This window comes from Arthrobacter sp. E44, from assembly GCF_041877125.1.
Taxonomy (GTDB): Bacteria; Actinomycetota; Actinomycetes; order Actinomycetales; family Micrococcaceae; genus Arthrobacter.
The window spans coordinates 62,818-87,529 of record NZ_JBHDJA010000013.1 but is presented as its reverse complement, the minus strand read 5'-3'; the positions used below and the strand labels follow the sequence as shown (position 1 = coordinate 87,529).

At 66.9% G+C, this 24,712-nt stretch carries 23 protein-coding genes and 1 pseudogene; 12 read left to right on the top strand and 12 right to left on the bottom strand.

All coding sequences use genetic code 11. From position 1 onward, the window contains the following. Positions 1-61: 61 nt before the first annotated feature. Positions 62-1,144, top strand: a complete 1,083-nt coding sequence (locus tag ACETK3_RS13190) for a tellurite resistance/C4-dicarboxylate transporter family protein (protein WP_236801444.1) — start codon at positions 62-64, stop codon at positions 1,142-1,144. A gap of 55 nt (positions 1,145-1,199) precedes the next feature. On the opposite strand, the gene ACETK3_RS13185 is transcribed toward ACETK3_RS13190, so the two are convergent. Then, positions 1,200-1,901, bottom strand: a complete 702-nt coding sequence (locus tag ACETK3_RS13185) for a hypothetical protein (RefSeq protein WP_236801442.1) — start codon at positions 1,899-1,901, stop codon at positions 1,200-1,202. A gap of 322 nt (positions 1,902-2,223) precedes the next feature. On the opposite strand from ACETK3_RS13185, the gene ACETK3_RS13180 reads away from it, so the two are divergent. From ACETK3_RS13180 to ACETK3_RS13170, 3 genes are all read left to right on the top strand, one after another. Next, a complete protein-coding gene (locus ACETK3_RS13180; RefSeq protein ID WP_236801441.1) occupies positions 2,224-2,772 on the top strand; it encodes a hypothetical protein in 549 nt (182 codons plus the stop codon). Positions 2,773-2,793: 21 nt separating this feature from the next. After that, complete coding sequence (locus ACETK3_RS13175; protein WP_236801440.1) at positions 2,794-3,117, top strand: hypothetical protein; 324 nt, start codon at positions 2,794-2,796, stop codon at positions 3,115-3,117. A gap of 90 nt (positions 3,118-3,207) precedes the next feature. Next, on the top strand, positions 3,208-3,900 hold the full coding sequence (locus tag ACETK3_RS13170; protein WP_237430083.1) for a response regulator transcription factor: 693 nt from the start codon (positions 3,208-3,210) through the stop codon (positions 3,898-3,900). 66 nt (positions 3,901-3,966) lie between these two features. Here the strand turns inward: ACETK3_RS13170 and ACETK3_RS13165 are convergent, their stop codons facing one another. From ACETK3_RS13165 to ACETK3_RS13145, 5 genes are all read right to left on the bottom strand, one after another. Further along, positions 3,967-5,646 carry a GAF domain-containing sensor histidine kinase gene (locus ACETK3_RS13165; protein ID WP_236801437.1) on the bottom strand — a complete coding sequence of 560 codons (1,680 nt, stop codon included), beginning with the start codon at positions 5,644-5,646 and terminating at the stop codon, positions 3,967-3,969. A gap of 112 nt (positions 5,647-5,758) precedes the next feature. After that, positions 5,759-8,467, bottom strand: a complete 2,709-nt coding sequence (gene mgtA / locus ACETK3_RS13160) for a magnesium-translocating P-type ATPase (protein WP_236801436.1) — start codon at positions 8,465-8,467, stop codon at positions 5,759-5,761. Further along, entirely contained in the window at positions 8,464-9,141 is a 678-nt protein-coding gene (locus tag ACETK3_RS13155; protein WP_237430082.1) for a class I SAM-dependent methyltransferase, read from the bottom strand. Before ACETK3_RS13155 ends, mgtA begins: the two co-directional genes overlap by 4 nt. 35 nt (positions 9,142-9,176) lie before the next feature. Beyond that, complete coding sequence (locus ACETK3_RS13150; protein WP_236801434.1) at positions 9,177-9,464, bottom strand: hypothetical protein; 288 nt, start codon at positions 9,462-9,464, stop codon at positions 9,177-9,179. 31 nt (positions 9,465-9,495) lie between these two features. Beyond that, a complete protein-coding gene (locus ACETK3_RS13145; RefSeq protein ID WP_237430081.1) occupies positions 9,496-9,870 on the bottom strand; it encodes a hypothetical protein in 375 nt (124 codons plus the stop codon). A 64-nt stretch (positions 9,871-9,934) separates the two neighbouring features. On the opposite strand from ACETK3_RS13145, the gene ACETK3_RS13140 reads away from it, so the two are divergent. Next, entirely contained in the window at positions 9,935-10,240 is a 306-nt protein-coding gene (locus ACETK3_RS13140) for a hypothetical protein (protein ID WP_237430080.1), read from the top strand. Positions 10,241-10,326: 86 nt separating this feature from the next. Here ACETK3_RS13140 and ACETK3_RS13135 read toward each other — a convergent pair. Both ACETK3_RS13135 and ACETK3_RS13130 read right to left on the bottom strand, forming a co-directional pair. Next, positions 10,327-11,381, bottom strand: a pseudogene (locus tag ACETK3_RS13135) (2,3-butanediol dehydrogenase). A gap of 41 nt (positions 11,382-11,422) precedes the next feature. Beyond that, a complete protein-coding gene (locus ACETK3_RS13130) occupies positions 11,423-13,213 on the bottom strand; it encodes an NAD(P)/FAD-dependent oxidoreductase (protein WP_236801429.1) in 1,791 nt (596 codons plus the stop codon). A gap of 145 nt (positions 13,214-13,358) precedes the next feature. On the opposite strand from ACETK3_RS13130, the gene ACETK3_RS13125 reads away from it, so the two are divergent. After that, positions 13,359-14,648 carry a GAF domain-containing protein gene (locus ACETK3_RS13125; RefSeq protein ID WP_237430078.1) on the top strand — a complete coding sequence of 430 codons (1,290 nt, stop codon included), beginning with the start codon at positions 13,359-13,361 and terminating at the stop codon, positions 14,646-14,648. A 39-nt stretch (positions 14,649-14,687) separates the two neighbouring features. On the opposite strand, the gene ACETK3_RS13120 is transcribed toward ACETK3_RS13125, so the two are convergent. Then, complete coding sequence (locus ACETK3_RS13120; protein WP_236801427.1) at positions 14,688-15,056, bottom strand: hypothetical protein; 369 nt, start codon at positions 15,054-15,056, stop codon at positions 14,688-14,690. Positions 15,057-15,249: 193 nt separating this feature from the next. On the opposite strand from ACETK3_RS13120, the gene ACETK3_RS13115 reads away from it, so the two are divergent. Together ACETK3_RS13115 and ACETK3_RS13110 are read left to right on the top strand one after the other, a co-directional pair. After that, the gene (locus tag ACETK3_RS13115; RefSeq protein WP_306969272.1) at positions 15,250-16,839 is read left to right on the top strand and encodes an alkaline phosphatase; all 1,590 of its coding nucleotides are present in this window, start codon (positions 15,250-15,252) and stop codon (positions 16,837-16,839) included. A gap of 68 nt (positions 16,840-16,907) precedes the next feature. Beyond that, on the top strand, positions 16,908-17,633 hold the full coding sequence (locus tag ACETK3_RS13110) for a hypothetical protein (protein ID WP_236821543.1): 726 nt from the start codon (positions 16,908-16,910) through the stop codon (positions 17,631-17,633). Between the two features lie 103 nt (positions 17,634-17,736). Here the strand turns inward: ACETK3_RS13110 and ACETK3_RS13105 are convergent, their stop codons facing one another. Continuing rightward, the gene (locus tag ACETK3_RS13105) at positions 17,737-18,996 is read right to left on the bottom strand and encodes a S8 family peptidase (protein ID WP_236801422.1); all 1,260 of its coding nucleotides are present in this window, start codon (positions 18,994-18,996) and stop codon (positions 17,737-17,739) included. Positions 18,997-19,113: 117 nt separating this feature from the next. On the opposite strand from ACETK3_RS13105, the gene ACETK3_RS13100 reads away from it, so the two are divergent. The 4 genes from ACETK3_RS13100 (at position 19,114) to ACETK3_RS13085 (ending at position 22,244) form a co-directional block, all read left to right on the top strand. Beyond that, on the top strand, positions 19,114-19,578 hold the full coding sequence (locus ACETK3_RS13100) for an alpha/beta fold hydrolase (protein ID WP_236801421.1): 465 nt from the start codon (positions 19,114-19,116) through the stop codon (positions 19,576-19,578). Then, a complete protein-coding gene (locus ACETK3_RS13095) occupies positions 19,579-19,971 on the top strand; it encodes an alpha/beta fold hydrolase (RefSeq protein WP_306969265.1) in 393 nt (130 codons plus the stop codon). Positions 19,972-20,081: 110 nt separating this feature from the next. Continuing rightward, positions 20,082-20,807, top strand: coding sequence for a hemerythrin domain-containing protein (locus ACETK3_RS13090; protein ID WP_237430075.1), 726 nt, complete (start codon positions 20,082-20,084; stop codon positions 20,805-20,807). Between the two features lie 66 nt (positions 20,808-20,873). Next, complete coding sequence (locus ACETK3_RS13085) at positions 20,874-22,244, top strand: right-handed parallel beta-helix repeat-containing protein (protein ID WP_237430074.1); 1,371 nt, start codon at positions 20,874-20,876, stop codon at positions 22,242-22,244. Positions 22,245-22,277: 33 nt separating this feature from the next. Here ACETK3_RS13085 and ACETK3_RS13080 read toward each other — a convergent pair whose 3' ends face one another. Beyond that, the gene (locus ACETK3_RS13080) at positions 22,278-23,561 is read right to left on the bottom strand and encodes a S8 family serine peptidase (protein ID WP_237430073.1); all 1,284 of its coding nucleotides are present in this window, start codon (positions 23,559-23,561) and stop codon (positions 22,278-22,280) included. Positions 23,562-23,628: 67 nt separating this feature from the next. Further along, complete coding sequence (locus tag ACETK3_RS13075; protein WP_236801416.1) at positions 23,629-24,471, bottom strand: triacylglycerol lipase; 843 nt, start codon at positions 24,469-24,471, stop codon at positions 23,629-23,631. Positions 24,472-24,712: the final 241 nt, after the last annotated feature.

Below are 24,712 nucleotides of genomic sequence, written 5' to 3'. Positions count from 1 at the left end.
GAACTGCCGGGAAGTGCCATCTCGCGGCGGTGGTTCGGAGTGCCGGTCCTAAGCTTGGTCCATGGACACCGCCAGCCACGCCCGGCATTCCTTCGGCTCACGGGCCCTGGAGGCGGTGCGGACGCTCACCCCTGGCTACTTCGCCATCACCATGGCCAGCGGCATCATCTCCGTGGGGCTTGAGCTGGAAGGATTCCATGCACTGTCGCTGGCCCTGCTGGTGGTGTGTGCGCTCTCCTACCTGGTGATCCTTGGGCTCAGCCTGCTCCGCCTGGCCAGATTCGCCGCCGACATCCGGGGCGACTTCCTGGATCCCGCCCGGGCCTTCGGTTTCTTCACGTTCATCGCCGGAACCAACGTGCTGGGCACCCGCCTTGGGATGGCCGGGTGGCAAGGCACGACGGCGGCACTCCTGGCGGTTGCGGTGCTCGCCTGGGTGGTGCTCGGCTACGTCGTGCCATGGACGGCAGTGCTGGGCAGGTCCGAGCGGCCGGTGGTCAAGGATGCCAACGGCTCGTGGTTCATCTGGTGCGTTGCCAGCCAGTCCGTGGCAGTAGCTGCGGCCTCGATCGAGCCCCTCGCCGCACCGGACTGGCGCGCCGCCCTGGCACTCGTCGCCGTCGTGGCCTGGTCGGTGGGGCTCATCCTGTATGCCGCAGTGGGAATCTTCGTCTCACTCCGGCTGATGACCTACCCCATCCGGCCGCAGGACCTGCGCCCACAGTACTTCGTTGCCATGGGCGCCATGGCCATCAGCGTCCTGGCGGGGGCCCGGATCGTTGAGATGGCCGGCGCACCGATGGTGGATGCAACCCGCGGGCTGGTGGCCGGAGCCTCCGTGGTGTTCTGGTCCTTCGCCTCATGGCTCTTCCCCGTGCTGCTCGCCGCCGGCTGGTGGCGGCACGTGGTCCACCGGGTGCCGCTGTCCTACGAGCCGGGCCTGTGGAGCGTCATCTTTCCGCTTGGCATGTATGCCGTGGCCGGGATCTACCTTGGCCGCGCCGACGGGCTGCCGCTGGTGGCCGCGATTGGCCGGGCCGAACTGTGGCTGGCGTTTGCGGCGTTCCTGGCCACGCTCGCCGGCATGCTCTGGCACTTGTGGGCGACGCTGCTCGCTCCATCTGGGCCGCGAACTGGCACTTAACGGCAATACCTCCGCCGGGCATTGCCGTTATCTGCCACTTCGCGGGAGGTGAGGGCTAGCCTGCCCGGGGTCCGGGCCCGTGCGTCTTTTGCCGCCCGTCGCGGTGGGCGAGGTAGGCGTACACCACCAGGGCCGCGCCAGCGACGATCATCACGGCCGGGAAGGCGAAGTCCGCCGGGATCAGGAGGGCCGTGGCCTGGAGAACGAAGATCAGTCCCATCACGGTCAGGATCGCGGCCGGGATTAAGGGCCACTTCATCCGTTCCGTGTGGTCGCTGGCCTCATCGATGCGGACGGGGATCAGGGATAGCACCCCAAAGGTGGCCGCCAGGCCCAGGAAGAGGATGGCAGCGGTGGGCGTGCCCTGAAGCTCCGGCGGGAGGGCGACGATGACCGTCAGGGTGAACATGACACCGGACGGGATCAGGGCCCACCAGTTACCCGGCTCCCGCAGGTAGACAGCGGCAAATCCAGCGCCCATGAAGAGGAACAGGAAGGCTGCCCCCCAGGCGCCGCCCGTGAGCTGCGTGGTAGTGATGACTGCCGCCAGGCCCAGGAACACGGACCCGGGGATGGCCGCCCACCAGTTCTCCCGGCGCCGGACATAAAGGGACAGGAACAAAACCCCGACGGCCGCGAAGATCAGCGGCGCCACGAAGGCCGCAGTATCCATGACGCCAAGTCTGTCCAGCAGCAACAGCACGCCCAACGCAATGAGGACGATGCCTGCGGTGATGCTAGCGTTTGCCGATTTCACCCTGTGCCTCCCGGGTCCGGCACGCGGCCGTACGCCGCGCTCTCCTGTTCAGGCTAGGACGGGGGTCCGGACCGGAAACAGGGCCCAAAGCCCCCGCCTCTCCATAGGCTACGCAGGGCCTGGTTCGAGGACAGGACTTTCAGCCCTATAGCCGGCCCCGGGGCGCTTGGCATTCTGTTAAAGGCGCCGTCCGGGTCCTCACATTGCGAGGCCGGAGCGGCATTCCCCATGAACCCAGTGACATTGCGCCGGAGGCACCGTCAAGGATGCCGCCGGCGTGCAGGCGCACCCTGCAGACTGGCTGGATTTTGAAAGGACCGGCATGTCCGCTGATATCCTCACGCTTCGCCCCGCCCAAGTATCGCAGGCGGAAGCGGCGCGCCGAAGGGCGATGCTGCTTCATCCTTCCAACTTCACCCCGACACCGTCAGCCGCGGGTGAAACGGATGAAACAGCGAAAAAAGTCGAAGAGCTTGCGAACCGGTTTGGCTGCCTCCAGAAGGAACTCATGGAGGGCGGAATGCCTGCCGACCAGGCACGGACCGAGGTGGCGCGGTCGGCGGCCCGGGACATTTGGGACGGGTTCGCGTCCCAGCTCCGCCGGCACCGGGCCGCCGGGCAGCAGATGGATGCCAACGTCCTGGCAGTCGCGCTGGCCTCGATCCAGTGCATGACCCAGGCCCTGCCCCGGCATCCGGGTGACCTGGGCTACGCCTTCCGCACGGTCAGCACCGCCCGGCGCCGCCTCCAGTACAACGGCGGGCTGCTGCACCGCCTGCACCCGCACCGCAATCCGGCCTTCCACGACGCCGTCGTCACCCTTCAGTCCCTGGAGCTCTTCCTCACCGGCCCGCAGCAGAAGGCTGCCTGAACGGGCGGGGAGATGACGACCATGGCCACAGCCGATGAGTACAAGGCAGTACACGGCGGTGATGAGCCGCCGGGCTGGCAGGACAGGGATCACGAGCTGGGGGACGGCGGGTGCAATGTCATCTCGAAGGACAAAGGCGGGGTGGTCGGCCGCTGGAGTTCGTGGGAAACTGCCAGCGTGGCGCTGAACCGGCTGCAGGAGCTTGGCGGGCGGTATGAGTACCGGCTGGAAGAGTCCCACCAGTGGGTGAAGGGACCGGACCACAGCACCACGTGTTCGGTTTGCGGCATTACGCGGGATCTTCCCGCTTCGGCCGGCACGGCGCTTGGAATCGAGTGGCCGTGAGTGCCGGATGGCTCACTGACGTTCCTTTCGGAGGGGCGGTTGCGCGAAGAGTGCAGCCGGGGAGGACATCGGTCCTACGAGAGCGTCTTGATGGATACACCAGCAGCACCCCATGAGCATGCCCAGTCCCCTGCGCCAATTCGGGTTTTCATCCTGAATGACCACAGGATGGTCCGGCAGGGACTTGGCGACATGCTCGAACATCTCGGCTTCGAAGTGGTCGGCGACAGCGGATCAGCAGCAGAGGCCATCCGGCTCATCCACATCCTGCAGCCGGACATCGCGGTCCTGGACGACAGGCTTCCGGACGGCACGGGCATTGAGGTTTGCCGTGACCTCCGCTCCGCCGCCCCCGGGGTGAAATGCCTGATCCTCACCAGCTGGGATCAACAGCATGCTGTTCGCGCAACGGTCCTGGCGGGCGCGTCAGGGTATGTCCTCAAGCGGATCGGCGACCACGACGCCCTGGTCAACAGCATCCGCGGCACTGCCGCAGGCACCCCGGTTATCCGGCCGGCTGTCAGGGAACGGGTGGCCGAAAGCCTTTACGCCACGGCATCCGCTCCCTGGCTGACAGGCATGACGGAAACGGAGCGGAACGTACTTGCCCTCATGGCCCGGGGACTGACAAACCGGCAGATCGGGCAGGACTTGATGCTGCCCGATGCCACCGTCGCCGGCCATGTGTCGTCGGTACTCCAGAAGCTGGGTTTCAGGCGGCGCGGCCAGCTGATCCCGGCGCCAATTCCCCGCGCGTGGGATCTCATGCCGCGTGGGATCTAACACACTGACACCTCGCCTCCCGAACGCCATGCCATACGCCGCCGTGGCGCACTGCACGGCCGGCCCTCACCCGGCGGCCGGCGCCGTCCACGTCACGCTGGTGCCCTCTCCGGGTGCGCTGTCGATGACGAAACTGCCGCCCAAACGCTCAGCGCGCCTTTTCATATTGTTCAATCCGCTGACCCGTTCGGGATCCTTGAAGCCGCGGCCGTGGTCGCGCACTGTGAGGACCACTTCATCCTCCTGAGCGGCAAGCAGGATGGAGATGTCCTCCGACCCCGAGTGCCGCACCGCGTTGCTGACACTTTCATGAAGTACGCGCAGGAGCTGTTCTGCAACGTCATCGCCCACAACGTCATCAACCGGCCCCGAGAGCTGGATCCTGGGGAGGAAGCCGGCAGCGTTGGCGGCTTCCTGGACTGCGCGCAGCACCCGGCCGCTGAGGAGTTCCTTGTCTGACTCCCGTGCCTGCAGGGAGTAGATGGTGTCACGAAGCTGGTGGATGCAGTCGTCCAGCTCCGCGGTGATACCGGCGATGCGGCGCTCATGCGCAGCCGGGTCGGAGGTGTAGCGGCGCAGGCCCTGGATGCTCAGCCCTGCTGCAAAGAGCCGTTGGATCACCAGGTCGTGCAGGTCCGCGGCAATGCGTTCCCGGTCAATGAACAACGCATGCTCTTCACGCAGTTGGTTTGCCTTGAGAAGGTCCAGCGTCAGGCCGATGCGTGACGCGAACACCGCGCTTTGTTCAACATCAACATCCGCGTACCGGGCTCCCCCAGGCCCCCTGGCCAGGATCAACACGCTGTCCCGGTGACCGTCACTGTTGCTGCCCAGGGCGGCCACCAGCACCGGCCCGAGCTTCTCTGCCGACGCCGGATCGAACACCTGGAGCGGATCGCCCAAGGCCTTGGACTCACCTGACTCCAGCACTTCGGACAGGACGGCGGCCGCGGGCAGGTCCTGTCCGCCCGGGACTGACTGGGCGCCCACCGAGGTGCGGCACTTGATGGTTCCATCCGGACCGACCGAAGCGATCACCCCCAGCACCGAGGAGGAGGCATTCAGCGCCCGCTCCGCGATCATGTCCAGGTTCTCGGTATCGGACCGCGGCTGGTCCTTGAGTCGGTCGCTGACTTCCATTCCCGCTTCAAGCCACCGCTGGCGGCGCCTGCTGTCATCGAACAGTTTCGCGTTTTGGATGGCCACACCGGCGGCGGCGGCCAGGGCAACAGCCAGGTCTTCGTCCTCCCCGGTGAATTCCTGGCCGCTGTTCTTTTCCGTCAGGTACAGGTTTCCAAAGACCTCGTTCCGCACCCGCACCGGGACGCCCAGGAAGGTGCCCATGGGCGGGTGGTTGGGAGGAAAGCCCACCGCGATGGGATGTTCGCCCAGGTCATGGAGCCGCAGCGGTTTGGGTTCGCGGATCAGCTCGCCAAGCACGCCGTGACCTGTGGGCAGATCGCCGATCACCCGTGCGCCGTCTTCATCAATACCCACCGTGATGAAGTGGCTGAGCTGCTGATCGTCTCCAATGACGCCCAGGGCCCCGTAGCGGGCCCCCACAAGTTCGCATGCAGACTGGACCAAGCGGTCCAGAACTGCTTCCAGGCTCAGGTCCTCGGTCATGGAGACCACCGCGCCGAGCAGGCCCTCGATGTGTTCCTGGGCCCGTACTAAATCATCCGCCCGCTCCACGAATTCCCGCAGGAGTTCCCGGGTACGCCGCCTGATGGGTTCACGCCACATGAAAAACGCTCCAAACTGAACGCATTCACGGCGGACTGCATCACCTTCGAATACATAAAGACGAGCCCCAGCGTCTCTTCCACCATGCTAACAACCCAGAGCCCTGCATGGGCTAAAGATTACGGAGGGGCCACCTCCGCCGGACTCTCCGCCCGGTGGCGGGCGCCCTGAGCGGAGGCACCCTGACGGGAATGCTGAACCGGAACGCCCGCCGGGAGATGTGGTGGGTGGCGCGCCGGCGCTGCACGGGCGGCGGCGGGGCGGGCAGCTGCTGCGCGCCGCGGGAGAAGAACCACTGCTTGGCGAATTCCACCAGCACCAGGTACACCACCACCATGCCCAGCAGGGCCAGGAAGAACGGCACCGGCAACGGGTCGAAGCCAAGAACCCCCGCCAGGGGTGACAGCGGCAGGAACACACCAAGGGCCACCACACCCAGGGACGCGGCGATCAGCCCGTTGGACGGCCGGCTGCGCAGGAACGGAACGCGCCGGGTGCGGATGGCAAAAATGATTAGGGTCTGGGTGGCGATGGATTCGATGAACCAACCGGCCCGGAACTCTCCCGGCGCTGCGTCGAAGACGAACAACATCAGGGCGAACGTGGCGAAGTCGAACAGCGAGCTGATGGGCCCAAAGAGCAGCATGAACCGCCGGATGAACGCGATGTTCCAATGGGAGGGCGCGCGCAGCTGCTCCTTGTCCACGCGGTCGCCGGGGATGGCCAGCTGGCCCGAGTCGTAGAGCAGGTTGTTCAGCAGGATCTGGCCGGGCAGCATGGGCAGGAAACTCAGCACCACGGAGGCCACGGCGGCGCTGAACATGTTGCCGAAGTTACTGGACGTGCCCATCAGCACGTACTTGATGGTGTTGGCGAAGATCCGCCGGCCCTCCATGACGCCGTCCGCCAGGACGCCCAGATCCTTGTCCAGGAGGACGACGTCGGCCGCGTCCTTGGCAACGTCCGTTGCGGTGTCGACGGAAATGCCGATGTCCGCCTTGTGCAGTGCCAGGGCATCGTTGACGCCGTCTCCCATGAAGCCCACCGCGCCGCCGCTTTGCCGCAGGAGGGTGATGATGCGCGCCTTCTGCTCCGGCGAGACGCGGGCGAAGATGGTGGCCGTGCGCGCGGCGGCGGCAAGGTCGGCGTCGGACATCCCCTCCACCTGGGCGCCCGTAAGCGTGCCGCCGGAAATGACGTCCAGGTCCGCGCAAACCTTCTCCGCCACCTTGGCGTTGTCCCCGGTGGCCAGCTTCACTGAGATGCCCAGGGCCTCCAGCCGGTCCAGCGACTGGCGGGCGTTGGCCTTGGGACGGTCCAGAAACACCAGGAAGCCGGCCAGGGTGAGGCCGGTTTCGTCGGCCGGGGTGAGCTTTGCCAGCCCCGCGGCAGGTCGGGTGGCCACCGCCACCACCCGGGCGCCGGCGTCGAACTGTTCATCCAGCATGGCCCGCACGGCCGCCGTCGTGGGGCCGCACAGGGCCAGCACATCCTCCGGCGCGCCCTTGGTCACGAGCTGCGCGGGGCCGTCCGCCTCACGGACCAGCACTGTGGTGCGGCGGCGCTGGTGGTCGAAACCGATCAGGTCCAGGCGCTCGAACCGCCCCGGCTGGAACGCGGCTGCGCCTGGGCTCTCCCACAGCGCCGCGTCCAGCGGGTTCTGGCCCGCGGAGGAAACCCGGGCGCCGGCGTAGTCCGCCTCGGTGGCCAGCAGGCCCAAAGTGAGCAGGCCGGCGTCAGACGTTCCAGCACTGGCGGGAAGCGCGTGCGTGAAGCTGATCTTCCCTTCGGTGAGGGTGCCGGTCTTGTCCGTGACCAGAATGTCCATGTCCCCCAGGTCCTCGATGCACACCAGCCGCTTGACCAGCACCTTCCGCTTTGCCAGCTGGCGGGTGCCGGTGGCCAGGCTGGTGCTGACGACGGCGGGAAGCAGCTGGGGCGTGATGCCCACCGCGATGGCCAGGGAAAACAGCAGCGATTCCAGCAGCGGGCGGTCCAGCAGCAGGTTGGCCACGAAAATCAGCGAGGTCAGGACCACGGCAACCTGCAGCAGGAGGAAGGAGAACCGCTTAAGGCCCAACTGGAACTCGGTCTGCGGCTGCCGTTCACCCAGGCCCAGCGCGATGCGGCCGAACTCCGCGCGGCCGCCGGTGGCAACCACCACGCCACTGCAGCCGCCGGACTGGACCACTGTGCCCATGAACACGCAGGAGGCGAGGTCCGCCAGGGAGGCACCGCCCGGAACCGGTGCGGGGTCCTTGGCCGCCGGCTGGGACTCGCCCGTGAGGATGCTTTCGTCGCAGTGCAGGTTGTTGGTGGTGAGGAGGCGGAGGTCCGCCGGAATAATGGCGCCCAGGGAGAGGTGCACGACGTCGCCCGGCACCAGGGCGGTCACGTCCACTTCCCGGGTGGTTCCGCCGCGCTGGACGGCAGCCTTGTGGGTGACGCGGGAGTGCAGCGCCTCGGAGGCGCGCTCGGCCCGGTATTCGTTGGCGAAGCCCAGCCCCACACTGGCCAGCAGGATTACCCCGATAACGATGGAGTTGGTGGCATCACCCAGAAACAGGGACAGGCCGGCGGTGACGATCAGGAGGATAAGGATGGGGCTGGCGAACTGCCGGCCCAGGACCGCCCAGGCATTGGCGCGGTGCGTACGGACGGCGTTGGGGCCCAGCTGCTCCAACCGGGCGGCCGCTTCCTCCTCGGTGAGGCCGCCCGGCCCGGAGCCCAGGCGTGCCAGCGCCTCTTCCGCGGTCAAGCCCGCGGCCTCGGTGATGGGCAGCTGGAGGGGGCTGCGCTCCCGGACGTTCAGGTCTGTCATGCCGGATCCGCTTTATTCCCGGGCGGCCCGGGGCTGTAGGCCGTTCCCAGGATGTGGGCCAGGGGCGGGTTGAACCGCCCTACAGCGAAGCCGAAGCGCTGGTTGTCGCGGACGCTGAACCCAGCCGCGGTGATAGCGGCGAGGGTGTCCCGGTTGAGGTGGCAGCCGCCCATGAACCGGCCCCACAGCGGGGTCAGCGCATCTTCGGCCCTGGCCAGGAACGGGTGCTCTGAGCGGACGTGCTCGTAGTAGGCCAGCGTCCCGCCGGGCTTCAGGACGCGCTGGATCTCCGCGAGCACGGTGGCCTGGTCCTTGACGCTGCAGAGAACCAGGCTGGCCACCACTGCGTCGGCGCTGCCGGTCTCCGCGGGGATGTGCTCGGCGGCCGCAGCGACCACGGTCACCGGAACGCTGGCGTCGGCTGCCGCCTGCTGCGCCACCCGGCGCAGATAGTCATCAGGTTCCAGGGCCAGGACGTGGGTGACGCTGGAGGGGTAGAGCGGGAAGGACGATCCCGCCCCCGCTCCAATCTCGATCACGGATCCGTGCAGCCCGGCGAGGATGCGGCGGCGGTGCTCCCCTGCCCCGCGGCGGTCCAGGCCGGCCACGGCGCGGGCGAACGCGCGGGCGAACAGCGGGTGTTGCAAGCGTTCCCGCCCGTCGTTGCTCGTCACCCTGCCCCGCCAAGCCCGCCGGAAAAAAACTGCCGTCACTGCTGAAGGCTGCTTGCAGCGACTTCGAATTCCTCCACCGACACAATCTCCGTCCTGTCCGCCTCACTGCTTTCTTCGCGGATCCTCGTGGCGTCCTGCCTGCTGGCCACCATCGCTTCTTCCGTGTCCCACAAGGTGATGGAGAGGGCTTTGTCCGTGCCTGTCCCGTTCAAGTAGTAGACACCTTTGCAACCCGGGATTTGCAGCACCCTGTCCACCACATTCCCCGTGTTGTCGGGCCGCGTTTCCGGTCCGGTCCTGTAAGTGCTGATTCTGGCGAACATGGCGGCTTCCTTCCTGGTTGCTGAATCGGTTTCATTTCAGGCTGAGCACCTCGTCAATCGGCCGGCCGTTGACGTACACCTGGGCGCTGGTGGCTCCGGACGCGGCCATGGCGGTGTACTCGAGCTGCGCCTTGGCCCGCGGGATGTCGCAGACGCCGCCGAGCATGAAGTTCCCGGAGAGCCAGATGCTGATGGTGCTGCCGTTAAGCTCCCCGCCCAGATACGTCAGGTTGGACTGGTACAGCACGTTGATCAGTCCGGACATACCCACATCGCGCTTCTTGTTGGCCAGCAGGGTCTCCACGCTTGGCCGCACCTGATCCGTGAACCTAACCGGGCCCGTGGTGGTGGCCACCAGGCTGTCACCGCAGCCTATCCGTGGGCCTGACACTCCGTTGTCATCCACCGCCACGTAGTAAATCGTCAGAGGGGCGGTTTGTTCGGGCAGGCCGGTGGGTTGGGGTTCCTGGGTGGGTTGGGGCTGGGGAGCAGGCGGCGGACCGGCGGGAGCGGACGACGGCGGCGGGGCAGCCGGGCTGGTGGGCGCGGCTGACGTGCTGGGCGGGGACGTCGGGCTCGCCGTCGTGCTGCCACCCGCCGTCGTGCTTGGACTGGTGCTGGGGCTCGCGCTGCCGGTGGGGCTCGCCGATGGGGCCGCGGAGCTGCTGGTCGGGGACGGGCTGGGCGGGCCAAAGCAGCCTGTGAGGAGCATCAGGCCGCTGAGTCCGAGAACGCCGAGTGCGGTAAGCCTGGGCTTTGTCATGATGCCCCCTTGAATGTGGGCCCCGCGGTTGCGGGACCCACATTCAAGCTACGCCTGAGGGTTACGGGGAAACAGGGACTTAAGTCCGAGCACCGCCGGCTAGGGATGCACCAGCACCTTCACCGCGGTGTCCTTGTGGTTGATCAGGGTGTCAAAGCCCTGCTCCACCAGGTCCTCCAGCGCGATGCGGCCGGTAATGAACGGTTTGAGGTCCACCTTGCCCTCCTGCACCATCTTGATCACGGCCGGGTGGTCGCGGACGTAGGCGATGTGCCGCGCAGGTCGATCTCCTTGAGCACGATCTTCTGCATGTCCACGGTGGCCGGGGCGCCCCAGATGGACACGTTGACCACCACGGCGCCGGGCCGGACGGCATCGAGCATGGTGTCCAGCACCGCGTTCACCCCGGCGCATTCGAACGCGACGTCGGCCCCCGTCCCGCCGGTCAATTCGCGCACCCGCGCCGGAACGTCCTCCTGGCTGGGATCCAGGACGTGGTCGGCCACGCCGCTGGAGGTGGCCTTCTCCTTCCGGGCCTGGGTGAGTTCGCTGATGATGGTGGTCACGCCCATGCCCTTCAGGACGGCAGCGGTCAGCAGCCCGATGGGCCCGGACCCGCCCACCAGGGCAACATCGCCTTCCTTGACGCCGCTCCGGGCCACCGCGTGGTGGGCCACGGACAGCGGCTCGATCAGGGCGGCCTCATCCAGCGGGATGCCCCCAATCGGATGTACCCAGCGCTGGTCCACCACGATCTTTTCACTCAGCCCTCCCCCGCCGCCGGAAAGCCCGATGAACCCCATCTGCCGGCACAGGTGGTAGCTGCCCGCCTGGCACATGTCGCAGTCCCCGTCCACAAAGTAGGGTTCGACGACGACGTTGTCACCCACTGCCAGCCCCTCCACACCTTCGCCGATCCCAGAGACGGTCCCGGAGAACTCGTGCCCCAGGGTCACCGGGGATTCCTCGTGGGACAGCGGGTGCGGATGCCCCGGCGCCGGACAGAAGATGGGCCCCTCCAGGTACTCGTGCAGGTCTGTTCCGCAGATGCCGCACCAGGCGACGTCGATCTTCACTGCCCCCGCCCGCAGCTCCGGCTCCGGGATGTCCTCGATCCGGATGTCCTTGCGGGCGTGGAATCGTGCTGCCTTCATGATGGTCCTCCAATTGGGTTTCGACGGGCACAACCACCGGCTCAGCGGGTGTGGTGGCTGGGCTGCAGTTCGTAGACGGGTGTTTCCAGTCCTTCCATCCGTGCCTTGAGCTGCAGCGCGAGGTAGGCGGAGTAGTGCCGGCTCTGGTGCAGGTTGCCGCCGTGGATCCAGAGGTTGGGCACGTTGGTGGGCTTCCACATATTGCGCAGTTCCCCTTCCCACGGACCAGGGTCTTTTGGCGTGTCTGACCCGTATCCCCAGCACTTGCCCACCTGATCGGCGACTTCGGGCGAGACCAGGTCGGCCAGCCATCCGTTCATGGAACCGTAGCCGGTGGCATAGACAATCAGGTCCGCCTCCAGCTCGGTGCCGTCGTCCATGACCACGGCGTTGCCCGTGATCTTGGCGACCTGCCCGGACTTGAGCTTCACCCGGCCGTCGATGATCAGCTGGGAGGCGCCTACGTCGATGTAGTAGCCGGAGCCCCGCCGCAGGTACTTCACAAACAGGCCGGATCCGTCCACGCCGAAGTCCAGGTCGAACCCTGCTGCTTCCAACTGGGAGTAGAACTCCGCATCCCGCGACGCCATCTCCTGGTACACCGGCACCTGCGCATCGGGGAGGATGCGCATGGGCAGCGAGGCGAACAGCAGGTCCGCCTTCTCCGTGGTGACGCCGGCCGCGAGCGCCCGCTCCGAGTACAGGTCCCCCAGCGCCAGGTCCATGAGGGATTCACTGCGGGCGATGTGGGTGGAGGAGCGCTGGACCATGGTGACGTCGGCGCCGTGCTCCCACAGGTCGGCGCAGATATCGTGGGCCGAATTGTTGGAGCCGATCACCACGGCCTTCTTCCCGGTCCAGTCCCCGCCGCCGGGGTGCTGGGAGGAGTGCCGCTGCTCGCCCAGGAAGGTCTCCGCGCCGTCGAACGTGGGGATGTTCGGGTAACCGGAGACGCCCAGGGCGAAGATGAGCTGCTTGGGCCGGAGCGTCACCGGTTCGCCGTTGCGAAGGACGCTGACCTCCCATTCCTGCGTGCCGTCGTCGTACGCTGCCTTGACGCACTCGGTGCCGGACCAGTAGTTCAGCTCCATGATGCGGGTGTAGTGCTCCAGCCAGTCGCCGATCTTGTCCTTGGCGGCGAAGACGGGCCAGTCATCCGGGAACTTCAGGTAGGGCAGGTGGTCGTACCAGACGGGGTCGTGCAGGTGCAGGGACTTGTAGCGGTTGCGCCAGGAGTCGCCGGGGTTCTGGTTCTTCTCGATGATGATGGTGGGCACCCCCAGCCGCTTCAGCCGGGCAGCAAGCCCAATCCCGCCCTGGCCGCCGCCGATGATTACGCAGTACGGCTGCTCCTCGTAGCCCAGCCGGGCCTCCTGCTCCTCCTTGAGCTCTTTCCAGGATTTGCGCCCGCGGACGATCTGGTGCGCCACGCCCTGCTCGCGCCGAGGGCCCTTCTTCTCCTCGAAGCCCTTGAGCTCCTGCATGGTGGTCAGCAGGGTCCAGCACCTGCCGTTCCGGAGCCGGAGGTGGCCGTAGCCGCGGGCCGCGCCCGTCTCGAACGTGATCCAGGCTTCCACGTTCTCCGCGTCACCCGTGGCGTCCTCTGAGAGCGCCCAGTTGGACGGCTGGACCCGGTATAGCGTGGCCTCGAGCATCCGGCGGATATCCGCCTTGCCTTCCAGGGTTTTCAGGTTCCACGTGAATGCCACGAAGTCCCGCCAGTAGGTGTCGTCCTCGAAGAGTTCCAGCGCGGCGTCCACGTCGCGCCGCTGCAGCGCGTCATCCAGGCCGGATAGCCATGCCTGCGCGGCAGCGGTGGGTGTTTGGGTCATCTCCACTCCTTTGTGCTGTTCCTTGGGCTCCGCCTGCCCTGCGATATGCTGGACCGGGCGTGAGCTGCATCACTAGTGGAACTCGGCGGGGGTAACAGCGGCGTTACACGGATCCGGCAAGGGCGCCGGCTGTGAGGAGGAAACAGTGGACCACGGCCTGAGGTTTTCGGACCCGGCAACGTATGCACGGACGCTGCGCCGCGCGCATGAGCTGGTCATTTCCGGCGTCCCGCGGCCGGAGATTCCCACCAGCCTGGTCGATTCCTGGCACCGGTCCATGGCCTTGGGCATCAGCCCGGACCAGCACAGTCCGCGGCACCTGCATGAGGTGGCCGAGGTGTTGGAGCTGCGCCGGGAGCACCGGCTGCAACAGGTGATGCCCGCGCTGCACGACCTGCTGGCCGATGATTCCCGCACCGGCCGCCACCTCCTGGTGCTCACCGATGCCAGCGGCGAGATCCTCTGGCGTGTGGGCAGCCCAACCGTCCTCCGCCGGGCCGACCACCTGGAATTCCTTGAGGGCGCCGACTGGTCCGAGGCCGGTATCGGCACCAACGCCATCAGCGAGGCCTTGGTCACCGGCGGTCCGGTGCAGCTGTTCTCCGCCGAACACCTGGTCCGGACGCACCACGAGTGGGCCTGCACTGCCGCGCCCATCACGGACCCGGGCACGGGGCGGGTCCTGGGGGTACTGGACGTGTCCGGACCCTTGGACACCCTCAGCGCGGACACGCTGCGGATGGTGCGGTGCGCCGTGCGCGTGGCGGAGGCTTTGCTGGGAACGTCCGACGCCGGCACCTCCTTGGGAACTTCGTCTCCCCAGGGTGCGTCCCGGCGGACGCCGGTCCCTGTTGTCCGGCCGGCTGCCGCCGTCGAGTCGCTGGAACTGCTCGGTGACAAGCCGGCGGCGGTGTTTGACGATGGGAGCCGGACTCCCCTGACGCTGCGCCGGGCGGAGATCCTGGCGCTGCTGGACTCCCGGTCGCACGGCTGGTCAGCGGAGGAGCTGGCCTACGAGCTCTATGGCGACGCCGGAACGCCCCAAGCCATCCGGACCGAAATGTTCCGGGTGCGCTCGATGCTCGGCGGGGCCGTGGAGTCGAACCCCTACCGGCTGGCTCCCGGGCTGGCCGGACGTTCCGATGCGGGGCACGTGCTGCGGCTGCTGCGCGAAGGCCGGGTTGCCGAGGCGCTGGCGCAGTACCGCGCTCCCCTGCTCAGCCGCTCCGTCGCCCTCGCTGTCCAGCTGCTCCGGGACCAGCTGGACATGGCGGTGGGATCTGCGGTGCGGGCCAGCCAGGACGCCGGGCTGGTGGTGCGCTGGCTGTCCACGGACATGGGTTCAGCCGATCCGCTGGCCGTCAAGGCACTGGGCCGGCTGGTGGGCCGCAGCGATCCCCGGTACCTGACGTTCCACGCCCGGGCCGCGTGTTAAGCCCAGTCTTACTGCCGCCCCGGCTTGGTGGCGGCCGCGCTACTTCTTCTTGGTGACCTTGATATCGATGCTCAAGCCGTGGTTCCAACTGATGTGGATCGAAACGCTCGTGGTGCGCGCGATGGCCTGGTCCGTAACCTGCCCTTCGTCCGGCCCCGGCCCCACTTCCACGGCCAGGTCGGTGTGCACTTCCCGGAGGGCGGCCCGCACCAGCTCATTGTTCTGCGTGTGGATGCCTTCGGCGAATTTGGCAGCCGCGGCGGGATTTGCCGCAAGGGATGACATGGCGCTGATCATGGGCAGCAGGATGCGGCGGGCATCCTCGGCTCCGGCCAGTTCCTTCGCCGAAACGTGCGCTGCCCCGGTCGATGCCGCCGGCGTTTGGTGCCCTGCTTCTTCGGATTCCATGGCTTCCTTCCTTTGAACACAGCCTCCGCCACCGTGGCGGATGGTGGGTGCATTCTGGACCCGGCCCCTGCCCGGACTCAACAATCACTTATTGCAGACGGCCGATTCAGCACGACAGTTCTTGTCATGCCATTAACGCGTTGTTCATATCCTCCTCAAAGCCTGTACAGAAGCTGGAAATAGCTTGGGAGCCATGGACACCATCTCCCGTAGAACCCTCATCTCCGCCGGCCTCGGCACCGGCCTGGTCGCCGCACTGCCGGGTGCCGCCGTCGCCGTTTCCACCGCTGACGACGCCGGCCTCCGCGCCGATCCCTTCATGCTCGGCATCGCGTCCGGCGAGCCGTGGCCGGACGGCTTCGTGCTGTGGACCCGCCTGGCCCTGAACCCGGTGGCGGAGGACGGGCTGGGCGGCATGCCGGCCCGGCCCGTGGCCGTGCAGTGGGAGGTGGCCGAGGACCAGGGCATGCGGAAGGTGGTGGCCCGCGGCGTTGAGCAGGCGCGTCCCGAGTCCGCACACTCGGTGCACGTGGAGCTGCGCGGATTGAAGGCGGGCCGCGAGTACTTCTACCGGTTCCGCGCCGGCAAGCACCTCAGCGCGGTGGGCCGCACCCTGACCAGCCCGGCACTCCATGAGACGCCCGCGGCCCTGGCCATGGCGTTCGCCAGCTGCGCGCAGTACGAGCACGGCTACTTCACCGCGTACCGGCGCCTGGCCGAGGACCACCCTGACCTGGTGCTGCATCTGGGCGACTACCTGTACGAATACAAGAAGGACAGCTACGTGATCGGCGGCGGCAACCCGCGCGACCACGAGGGCCCGGAGACCGTCACGCTGGAGACCTACCGGCAGCGGCACGCCCAGTACAAGGCCGACGCCGACCTGCAGGCTGCGCACGCAATGGCACCCTGGGCAGTGGTGTGGGATGACCACGAGGTGGACAACAACTGGGCGGACGACGTCCCGGAGAACCAGGACGCCGGCCAGCTCAACGACAGCGTGGAGCACTTCCGGCAGCGCCGCGCGGCCGCGTTCCAGGCGTACTACGAGAACATGCCGCTGCGACCTTCATCCCTGCCCGCCGGCCCGGACATGAAGATCTACCGGAAGATCCAGTGGGGCCAGCTGGCCAACTTCCACATGATGGATACGCGGCAATACCGGGACGACCAGTTGGCCGGCGACGGCTGGAAGAAGAACGTCACCGAACGGCTCGCGGAGGACCGGACCATCACCGGCACGGAGCAGGAAAAGTGGCTGCTGGATGGCTTCAGGAACTCCACCCAGCGCTGGGACATCCTGGGCCAGCAGGTCTTCTTCGCCGAGCGGGACCGGAACAAGGCGCCGGAGATCGACGACGTCTCCATGGACGGCTGGGACGGCTACGCGGCCTCCCGCCGCCGCATCACCCAGGGCTGGGTGGACGCAAACGTCCGCAACGCCGTCGTGCTCACCGGTGATGTGCACCGCCACTGGGCCAACGACGTCAAGGTGGATTACAAGGACCCGGCCGCCCCAGTGGTCGGCGCGGAGCTGGTCTGCACCTCCATCACCTCCACGGGTGACGGCAGCGGCTCCACCACGGACGCCACCATGGCCTGGAACCCGCACCTGAAGTTCTACAACGACAACCGCGGCTACGTGAACACCCGCATTACCCGCGACGCGATGACGGCCGACTTCCGGGTGCTGGACCACGTCACGACGCCGGGCGCCGCGGTTTCGACCAAGGCCTCCTTCGAGATCCGCGACGGCGTTCCCGGGCTTCAGGCGCGCGCCTGACCTTTCGCGAGTCCCGGCGGGACCTTCGGCACTTTTGGTGCCGGGGGTCCCGTGGCATTTTGGCGGCTATGGCTGGACGGCTACTTTCCAGGCGGGCAGGCCGCGGAACGGGGCGCCAGAGGCGGTGGCAGTTCCTGGCGGTATCGCTCTGCGCCCAGATGATGGCTTATCTCCTGTGGCGCCCGGCCATGCTGCGCTGGGGAACCGAGGGGACGGAAGCGGTGGAGCCCCTGCCCGGCGACAACCTCCAGCCCCGCCCTGCATTCCAGAGCACCCGTGCCATCAGCATCGACGCACCGCCGGAACGCGTGTGGCCCTGGATCGTGCAGATGGGAATTTACCGGGCGGGGTTCTACACGCATGACCGGGTTGAGCGGGCCCTGTTCCACGCCCGGTACGTCGAGGGGAAGCATTCGGCGACGCGGATCCACCCGGAGCTGCAGGACCTTAAAGTGGGCGACAAGGTCCCGTACGGCGCCGGCGTCTACTCCACCGTCTCCGAGCTTGAACCCAACAAACATCTGGTGGCGGGAGAGCAGTTCATCCTGCGGCCGCTGCCGGGTGACCGCACCCGCTTCATCATCCGGTACCGCGGCCCGGGATACCTCAGTGCCGCAGTCCGCGGCGCCGGTCCGGATGCTCCTGCGGTGACCCGGGCCCTGGCGTTCGCCCTCGAAAAGGTGCCCGGCGCGATGCTGCTGGCCCGCGCCGTCGACCTTTTCATCGGTGACCCCCTGCACCACTACATGGAGGTCGGCGTGCTCCGCGGGGTCAAGCAGCGGGCGGAGTCCTGAGGAACTCCAGGGCCTTGCCGGCCAGGACGTCGGGCCGGGGGTCGGCGATGAAGTGCCCCTCCCGCGCACCTGATCTACTACTTAGGCGGTGGCGACGTCTGCACTACTGCACCGCCTTTTGCGCGTTCACCCGGCCATAGGCCCAATACGTTCCGGTGCCTGCAACCTTGTCCGCCGTGGTTTCCAGGTCTGCCCTGATGGAGGTGTTCGAGGCCCCGGGATGCGAGCTCCACGCGAGCGCCGCCGCTCCTGAGACGATGGCCGAGGACATCGAGCTTCCGTTGCCCACGTCGTAACCCTGGGACCGGTTGTTCTGCGTGCCCAGCACGAAGGGATGGTTGGGGAAGGTGGAGTAGACATTGACGCCGGGAGCGGCGATATCCACCCAGCTGGCGCCGTACGTGGAGAACGACGCTTTGGCGTCGTTGTTGTCAGTGGCTCCCACCGCGATGACATGGGTGTACGCGCCCGGGTAGATCTTGGTCTGGTTCCCGCCGTTGCCGGCGGCCGCCACCAGCACCGCGCCCTTGTTCCAGGCGTTGTTGACCGCGGTTTCCAGTGTCCGTGATGCCCGCACACCCAGGCTCATGTTGATCACCTTGGCGCCGTTGCTGACCGCCCAGTTGATGCCGTTCGCCAGGCCGGAGCTGGAGCCGACCCCGTTGTCGTCCAGGACCTTGCCGGCCAGGATGGTGCAGCCCGGGCAGACCCCGGCCACGCCGATGGTGTTGTTGACAGTGGCCGCGACGTTGCCGGCCACGTGCGTGCCGTGCCCGTAGTAGTCCTCGGCCACGGGGTCCCCCGCTTTTGTGGCCGAGCCGCTGAAGTTGGCGCGGGCCACCACTTTGGGGGCGATGTCCGGGTTGTCGCTGGCCACCCCGGAATCCAGCACCGCGACCTTGATGCCGGTGCCGGTGGTCACGTTCCACGCTTCGACGGCGTCCACGTCCGCGTCCGGTGTGCCGGCGGGGATGGTGATGTCGCCTGCAGTGTTGGTGAATGACTGCCCGGTGTTCTGCAGCGCGTACTGGCGCGGGAAGTACTGGTCGGAGGTGAAGGCGGCCACCGGCTGGTCCGCTTCGGCGTACTCGACGGCGGGATCCCGGCTGAGCGCGTCGATGAGCCGGCCTTCGCTGCCGGCAGGCACACTGACCAGCCTGGCGCCCGTACTGCCGACGTCCGCGCCGGCCTCCAGGCCGCGCCGGTGCAGGGCGCCGGCGGCAGCACCGTCGTCGTGGAACTTTACGAGGATGTGCCCGGGCTGAGTGGACGTGCCTCCCGCAGCATTGGCGGGAAGGGCAAACGGGACGGGGCCAAGCATCATCAGTGCTGCCGTGAGGCCGGCGGTGAAGAGTTTTCTCATGCGGGCCATCTTGGCCCCACATGCTCGAACCCGGTAGGGGCGGGAGCCTCGAAAGTGCTCCGTTTCCTGCCAATGACGGCTCTGGCCCACGGTCCCGGCCGAACCTACACTGGCGGGATGGAAGCGGTGGTGAGGGGTGTGCCCGTCCATTTCGTTGAACACGGCAGCGGAACGCCCGTCCTTGCGCTGCACGGCGCCGGCGTGGACCACCGGGAGATTGCCGGCGGCCTGGAACCGATGTTCGGCAACATCCCCGGGTTCCGGCGCCTGTATCCGGACCTCCCGGGGATGGGCCGTACCCCGGCTCACCGCTCGCTCAACAGCAACGACGATGTGCTGGACCTCCTGCTGCACTTCATCGACAGCACGATCGGTGATGAACCGTTCCTCATCATTGGCCAGTCGTACGGCGGGTACCTGGCGCGCGCGGTTGCCCATTTGCGGCCCCAGGCGGCCGGGCTTGCCCTGATCTGCCCGGTCGGCGCGCATGCCGGCAGCGTGCCCAAGCACCAGGTCCTGGTGTCGTCGGCCCATCCCGCCGGCCTCGACGCGGAGATCGAAGCCTCTTTCCGCAGCTATTAAGTGGTCCAGACGGACGGGACGCTGAACCGGTTCCGGCAGCTTGTGGCTCCTGCGGCATCGCTCGTCGACGAGCCGGGGTTGGCCCGTATCTTCTCGCGCTGGGAGTTGCGGGATCGTCCGGAGTCGGCAGCGCGGTATCCGCATCCCGTGCTGGTTCTGGTGGGGCGGCAGGACGCCACCGCCGGATACGCCGATGGGTGGGCACTGGCGCGGGACTACCCGCGGGGCACCTTTGCCGTGCTAAACCGCGCCGGCCACGCCCTGCTGCACGAGCAGCCCGCGCTCGTCCAGGCCTTCCTCGCCGAATGGATTGAGCGGGTGCGCGAAGACGAGGCCGTGGTGCAGGGCGTCGCCCGTTTCCCCTGGCCAGGACGACGTCGGGCACCTCGGTGAGTGCCGCCGTCGTACTTACGCAAAGCCGTTGTGCGCCGTGGTGGCCGGGGCTACGATGCTCGCGGGGAGAGGTCCTTCGTCTCAGTGACAGACAAAAATAGGGGCCCACAATGACTGACTTCTTCACCATGCAACCAGGCGAGACCGCGCCTCCGCTCCCATCAGGACCTGTCCTGTGCGCAGGGACGGCCGGGATGCGGCGCATCCACCGCTTTTTCCTCTGGGCCTACGGTGAGGCCCCGGGGCTGGTGAGTTCCGTCCGTGCCGGTGACACTGCCCGGGCCGCCTATGTGGGGGAAGTGCTGGGGAACTTCGACAAGGTGCTCCACATCCACCACGAAGGCGAGGACCTGCTCATGTATCCGCAGCTGAAGGAGCGGGCGCCGGCCTGTGCGCTGCATGTGGGGCAGATGCTGGAGCAGCATCGGCAGGTGACGCAGCGGCTTGGGGCGATTGAGCCGGTGCGGCTGCGCTGGATGGACCGGGCGGATGAGGAGTCAGCGTCGGAGCTGGCCGCGCTGTATGAGGACCTGTCCCGTGTCCTCAACGTGCATCTGCGCCGCGAGGTAACTGAGATGATGCCCGTGGCGGACCGGGTGATGACCGAGAAGGAAATGAACGAGACGGGGCAGCACGGCATCCGGCAACTCGACAAGAAATTCCTGGTGGGCTACCTCGGGATGGTGCTGGCCACGAACCCGCCGGCGGACCGGAAGGAGCTGTTCAAGGAGATCCCTCCCCCGGTCCGGCTCGGCTACAAGCTGGTGGGGCGCCGGATGTACCGGAAGCAGTACGCCACCCTGTTCCCGGGGCGGCCGGTGCCGGAGACGCTTTAGCGAAGGAATATTACTCCGCTTGATGCCCATGCAGCCAGAGCAACACGGATCTAGTAAAATCTTTGGGTGCCTTCTCCAAGAAACCTCCCCTTTGGGCGCCGGCGCTTTTTGGAGTGGATAGGGGCAGCGGCCGTAACTGCCGGCCTGCCCAGCATGATTGCCCGTGCAACTGATCCGTTCCCCGCCGCCGCACCTGCCCCCGAGCCTTCCCCTGCCTACGCGAACTCCCGCTTCGTGAGCAGCAGCGGTAATGACGCCAGCCCGGGCACCCAGGACGCGCCCTGGCAATCGCTCGCGCGCGTTCGGTCGGCGCTTGAGGCCGGCGAAGTGGGCCGCGGCGACGCGGTCCTGCTCCGGCGCGGCGACGTGTTCCCGGGCTCGCTCCAAATGCCTGCCGTGAAAGGTCCCGCCGGGGTCTTCACGCTCAGCTCATACGGCACCGGGGCGCTGCCGCAGATCAACGGCTACAAGGTGAGCAGCGACGCCTGGACGCTGCACAGCCCCCAGGTGTGGAAGCTCAACCTGCGGCCAGGGTCCGGGCAGTTCAGCGGCAACACTGACGGAGCCTCCACCAACGTCGGCTTCCTGAAGGCCGGCGGTGAGATCCGCGGCTGGAAACGGTGGAGCCTGTCCGGGTTGGTGCAGGACTGGGACTTCTACAGCGACGACACCTTCGTGTACGTGAAGCTACCGGCATCTCCGGGTGCCGGGGTGGAGATCGCTGTCAAGCAGGAGGGGTTGCGGCCGGCCTCCAACACCGTCACCTCCGGGGTACACATCCTTGGCCACGGCGGCCACGGCGTCAGGACTTACGGCATCCAGGACGCAGAGATCAGCGGCTGCCTGATTGAGGAAATCGGCGGGTCGCGGCTCAAGGACACAACGCGTTACGGGAATGGCGTTGAGGTCTGGATTGGCTGCTCGAACGTGCTGGTCCAGGGCAACACCATCCGGCAGACGTACGACACGGCCACCACGATGCAGGGCAATATCGAGGGGCCCAGGGTTGCCTGGACGGACTGCCGGTTTGTGGGCAACACCATTGAGAACTGCAACCAGAGCTTTGAGATCTGGTCCCACGGAACGCCGGCTGCGGGCACCGGACACATCCGGTGCGCCTTCACCGACAACCAGTGCCGCGACGCCGGGTACTCCTGGGCGGCCAATATCCGTCCGGACCAGGCGGGGATGGGCACCCACCTGCTGACCTACGACGTGCAGCTGCCCTGCGACGTCGAGATCGCCCGGAACCAGTTCATCGGCGCCAAGGACAACTTCGTGCGCTCCAGCGGCAGCGGCCGGCAGATCCCGGCGGGCATCAGGATTCACGGCAACACCATTGCGCTGGCCAGCGGCCAGAAGATTGCGTACCAGAACCCTGAAACCATCGAGCAGCTCGATGCGTGGCGCTCGCGCACCGGCAACAGCCAGTCCTGACACCCGCCGGTACCTATTGAAGACGCGGCAGGCTCAGGGCGCTGTGCACCCCACTGCTTTGCAGGCGTTCACCCGGCCGTGGGCCCAGTAGGAACCGGTACCGGAGATGGGATCGGCCGTGGATTCCACCTTGGTACGGACGGATGCATTGGACGTGCCCGACGGCGTACTCCACACGAGTGCGGCAGTGGCGGCAACGATGGGCGAGGCCATGGAAGTGCCGCTGAGGATGTCATAGCCGGGTGACAGGTTGTTCTGCGTGCCCAGGACCGACGCATAGTTCGGCAGGGTGGAGTAGACCCTGACCCCCGGGGCGGCGACATCCACCCACCTGCCGTAGGTGGAGAAGGATGCCTTGGTGTCGTTGTTGTCAGTTGCTGCCACGGCTATGACGTTCGGATATGCACCTGGGTAGACCTGCGCCTGGGTATCGGCGTTGCCCGCCGCGGCGACGATTACCACGCCTTGGTTCCAGGCGTTGTTGACGGCAGCTTCGAGGGTTCGTGATGACACGTTCTGTCCAAGGCTCATGTTGATGACCTTGGCGCCCTTGCCGACAGCCCAGTCGATGCCCTTGGCAATGCCAGAGGAGGAGCCGGAGCCGCTGCTGTTCAGGACCTTGGCATCGAGGATGGAGCAGTCGGGGCATACACCTGCCACCCCAAGGGAGTTGTCCGCGGTGGCGGCCACGATGCCGGCGACGTGGGTGCCATGGCCGTACTGGTCGTAGTCCTCCGGGGTGAGGATTTGGGTGTCGCTGAAGTTTGCCCGGTCCACCACCTTGGACGAGATGTCCTCGTGGTTGATGGCCACGCCTGAATCGACGATGGCAACCCTGACACCGGCCCCCTTGGTGACGCCCCATGCTTCAACCGCATCCACATCCGCATCGTTCTTGCCAGCGGGCACCGTTACCGTGCCGGCGGTGTTCGTAAAGGACTGCCCCACGTTCTGGAGCGCGTACTGGCGGTCAAAGTACGGGTCTGCCGTAGTGGCGGTGACCAATTCGTCCGGTTCGGCGTATTCGACGGCGGGGTTGCGGCTTAGTACGGCGACGAGTTGGAGTTCCCTGCCGGCCGGGACCTTGATGAGGTGCGCGCCGGTGCTGCCGATCGGCGGGCCGTCGCTCAGCCCATGCTGGCCGAGCACCCCGGCCGCCGCGCTGTTGTCCCGGAATTTGACCATGATTTGTCCTGCTATGGGCGAGGACGGCACGGACACGTTGCCGGGAACGGCAGCGTTGCCCGGAACGGCGATCGTGATGGCGCTGAGCACCATCACGATCGCTGCGAGACCGGCTATGAGTACTTTTTTCATGCCGTCATCATGCGCCCCATGCGTAACAGCTGCATAGGGGGCAGCCCAAGACGGCTACTGCTGCGCCTTAGAGGCAGACGGGCTGGTAGGCCGGGTCCGCGGGGCCGGACGGCTGGGCCAGGGCGTTGCCGACGAGCTGGTGCACCACGGGATCGTTGGGCGTCTGGTCGTGCTCGATCACGTCCGCCGGGCACTTGTCCTGGATGGTGATGTTGGTGACCTGCCGCGTGGAGCCGTTCAGGAACTGGCTGTTGTACGGGATCACCACCTCGTCGTGGATGGTGGAGATGACGGTGTAGGCGGGGCCGGCGACCGTATCGCCGATGGAGTTCAGCTCCTGCATGAACGGCGATCCCGCCTGCTGGTCTGCACAAGCGGCACACCCGGCGGCGGTGTAGTCCGGCGTGGGCACCAGATCCGGAGGCGGAAGGATCACGCCCTCAGTGCCGTGGTTGGATGGGGCGATGCCGACGAGTTGATGGACGTACTTCGCCCCGCCCAGGAAGCCCATGTAGTACCGGGGCATCATGCCGCCCTGGCTGTGGCCCACCAGGTCCACCTGCTTGGCACCCGTGGCGGAGCGGACGGCGTCCACGAACGGTGCAAGTTCCTTGGCGGAATCTTTGACGGGAGCCGTGGCGTAGACGCCGTTGGTCTGGCCATAGTTCAGGGCGAAGACGCAGTACCCCTGGCTCTTGAGGTACGGAGACATGGTGGACCAGTTCTTCTCCATGCTCTCGAACGTGCCCGGCACCAGGACCACGGGATACGGATGTGCTGCTGACGGTTTACAGGACCAGTCGTTGGCTCCCGGCGGCGAGACGTCAACGGCATGGGCGGGAGCGGTTACCAGGGACGTGGCGAGGAGTGTACCGGCCGCGATGGAAAGGGCCCGGGTAAGGAGTGACATGGAAACCTCTTTGTTCGTCTGTCTTCGGGGACGGCCGGAGCTGATGGTTTTGGGGGTGTCCATCAGTTCCGGCCCGGGTTTTCCATGCTGGCAGCGCTGCGGCTCCTCTGCAGCGGAAGTGCACGAACGTGCGGCGGAAAAGGTCTGGTGCTGCAGCGGCTGTCACGACTCGTTTGTGACTCGGAACACAGCGTTGTTACTGGTGAGTAGGTAGTTTGGGTAAGGCCCTGCGTTGGTCACC

Excerpts from the sequence above, each read along its gene's own strand:
- ACETK3_RS13090 (WP_237430075.1), top strand. The coding sequence starts at position 20,082 with ATGACTGACTTCTTCACCATGCAACCAGGCGAGACCGCGCCTCCGCTC.
- ACETK3_RS13115 (WP_306969272.1), top strand. The coding sequence starts at position 15,250 with ATGGACACCATCTCCCGTAGAACCCTCATCTCCGCCGGCCTCGGCACC.
- mgtA (WP_236801436.1), bottom strand. The coding sequence starts at position 8,467 with ATGACAGACCTGAACGTCCGGGAGCGCAGCCCCCTCCAGCTGCCCATC.
- ACETK3_RS13075 (WP_236801416.1), bottom strand. The coding sequence starts at position 24,471 with ATGTCACTCCTTACCCGGGCCCTTTCCATCGCGGCCGGTACACTCCTC.
- ACETK3_RS13120 (WP_236801427.1), bottom strand. The coding sequence starts at position 15,056 with ATGGAATCCGAAGAAGCAGGGCACCAAACGCCGGCGGCATCGACCGGG.
- ACETK3_RS13105 (WP_236801422.1), bottom strand. The coding sequence starts at position 18,996 with ATGAGAAAACTCTTCACCGCCGGCCTCACGGCAGCACTGATGATGCTT.
- ACETK3_RS13180 (WP_236801441.1), top strand. The coding sequence starts at position 2,224 with ATGTCCGCTGATATCCTCACGCTTCGCCCCGCCCAAGTATCGCAGGCG.
- ACETK3_RS13190 (WP_236801444.1), top strand. The coding sequence starts at position 62 with ATGGACACCGCCAGCCACGCCCGGCATTCCTTCGGCTCACGGGCCCTG.
- ACETK3_RS13165 (WP_236801437.1), bottom strand. The coding sequence starts at position 5,646 with ATGTGGCGTGAACCCATCAGGCGGCGTACCCGGGAACTCCTGCGGGAA.
- ACETK3_RS13130 (WP_236801429.1), bottom strand. The coding sequence starts at position 13,213 with ATGACCCAAACACCCACCGCTGCCGCGCAGGCATGGCTATCCGGCCTG.
- ACETK3_RS13110 (WP_236821543.1), top strand. The coding sequence starts at position 16,908 with ATGGCTGGACGGCTACTTTCCAGGCGGGCAGGCCGCGGAACGGGGCGC.
- ACETK3_RS13170 (WP_237430083.1), top strand. The coding sequence starts at position 3,208 with ATGGATACACCAGCAGCACCCCATGAGCATGCCCAGTCCCCTGCGCCA.
- ACETK3_RS13080 (WP_237430073.1), bottom strand. The coding sequence starts at position 23,561 with ATGAAAAAAGTACTCATAGCCGGTCTCGCAGCGATCGTGATGGTGCTC.
- ACETK3_RS13150 (WP_236801434.1), bottom strand. The coding sequence starts at position 9,464 with ATGTTCGCCAGAATCAGCACTTACAGGACCGGACCGGAAACGCGGCCC.
- ACETK3_RS13175 (WP_236801440.1), top strand. The coding sequence starts at position 2,794 with ATGGCCACAGCCGATGAGTACAAGGCAGTACACGGCGGTGATGAGCCG.
- ACETK3_RS13100 (WP_236801421.1), top strand. The coding sequence starts at position 19,114 with ATGGAAGCGGTGGTGAGGGGTGTGCCCGTCCATTTCGTTGAACACGGC.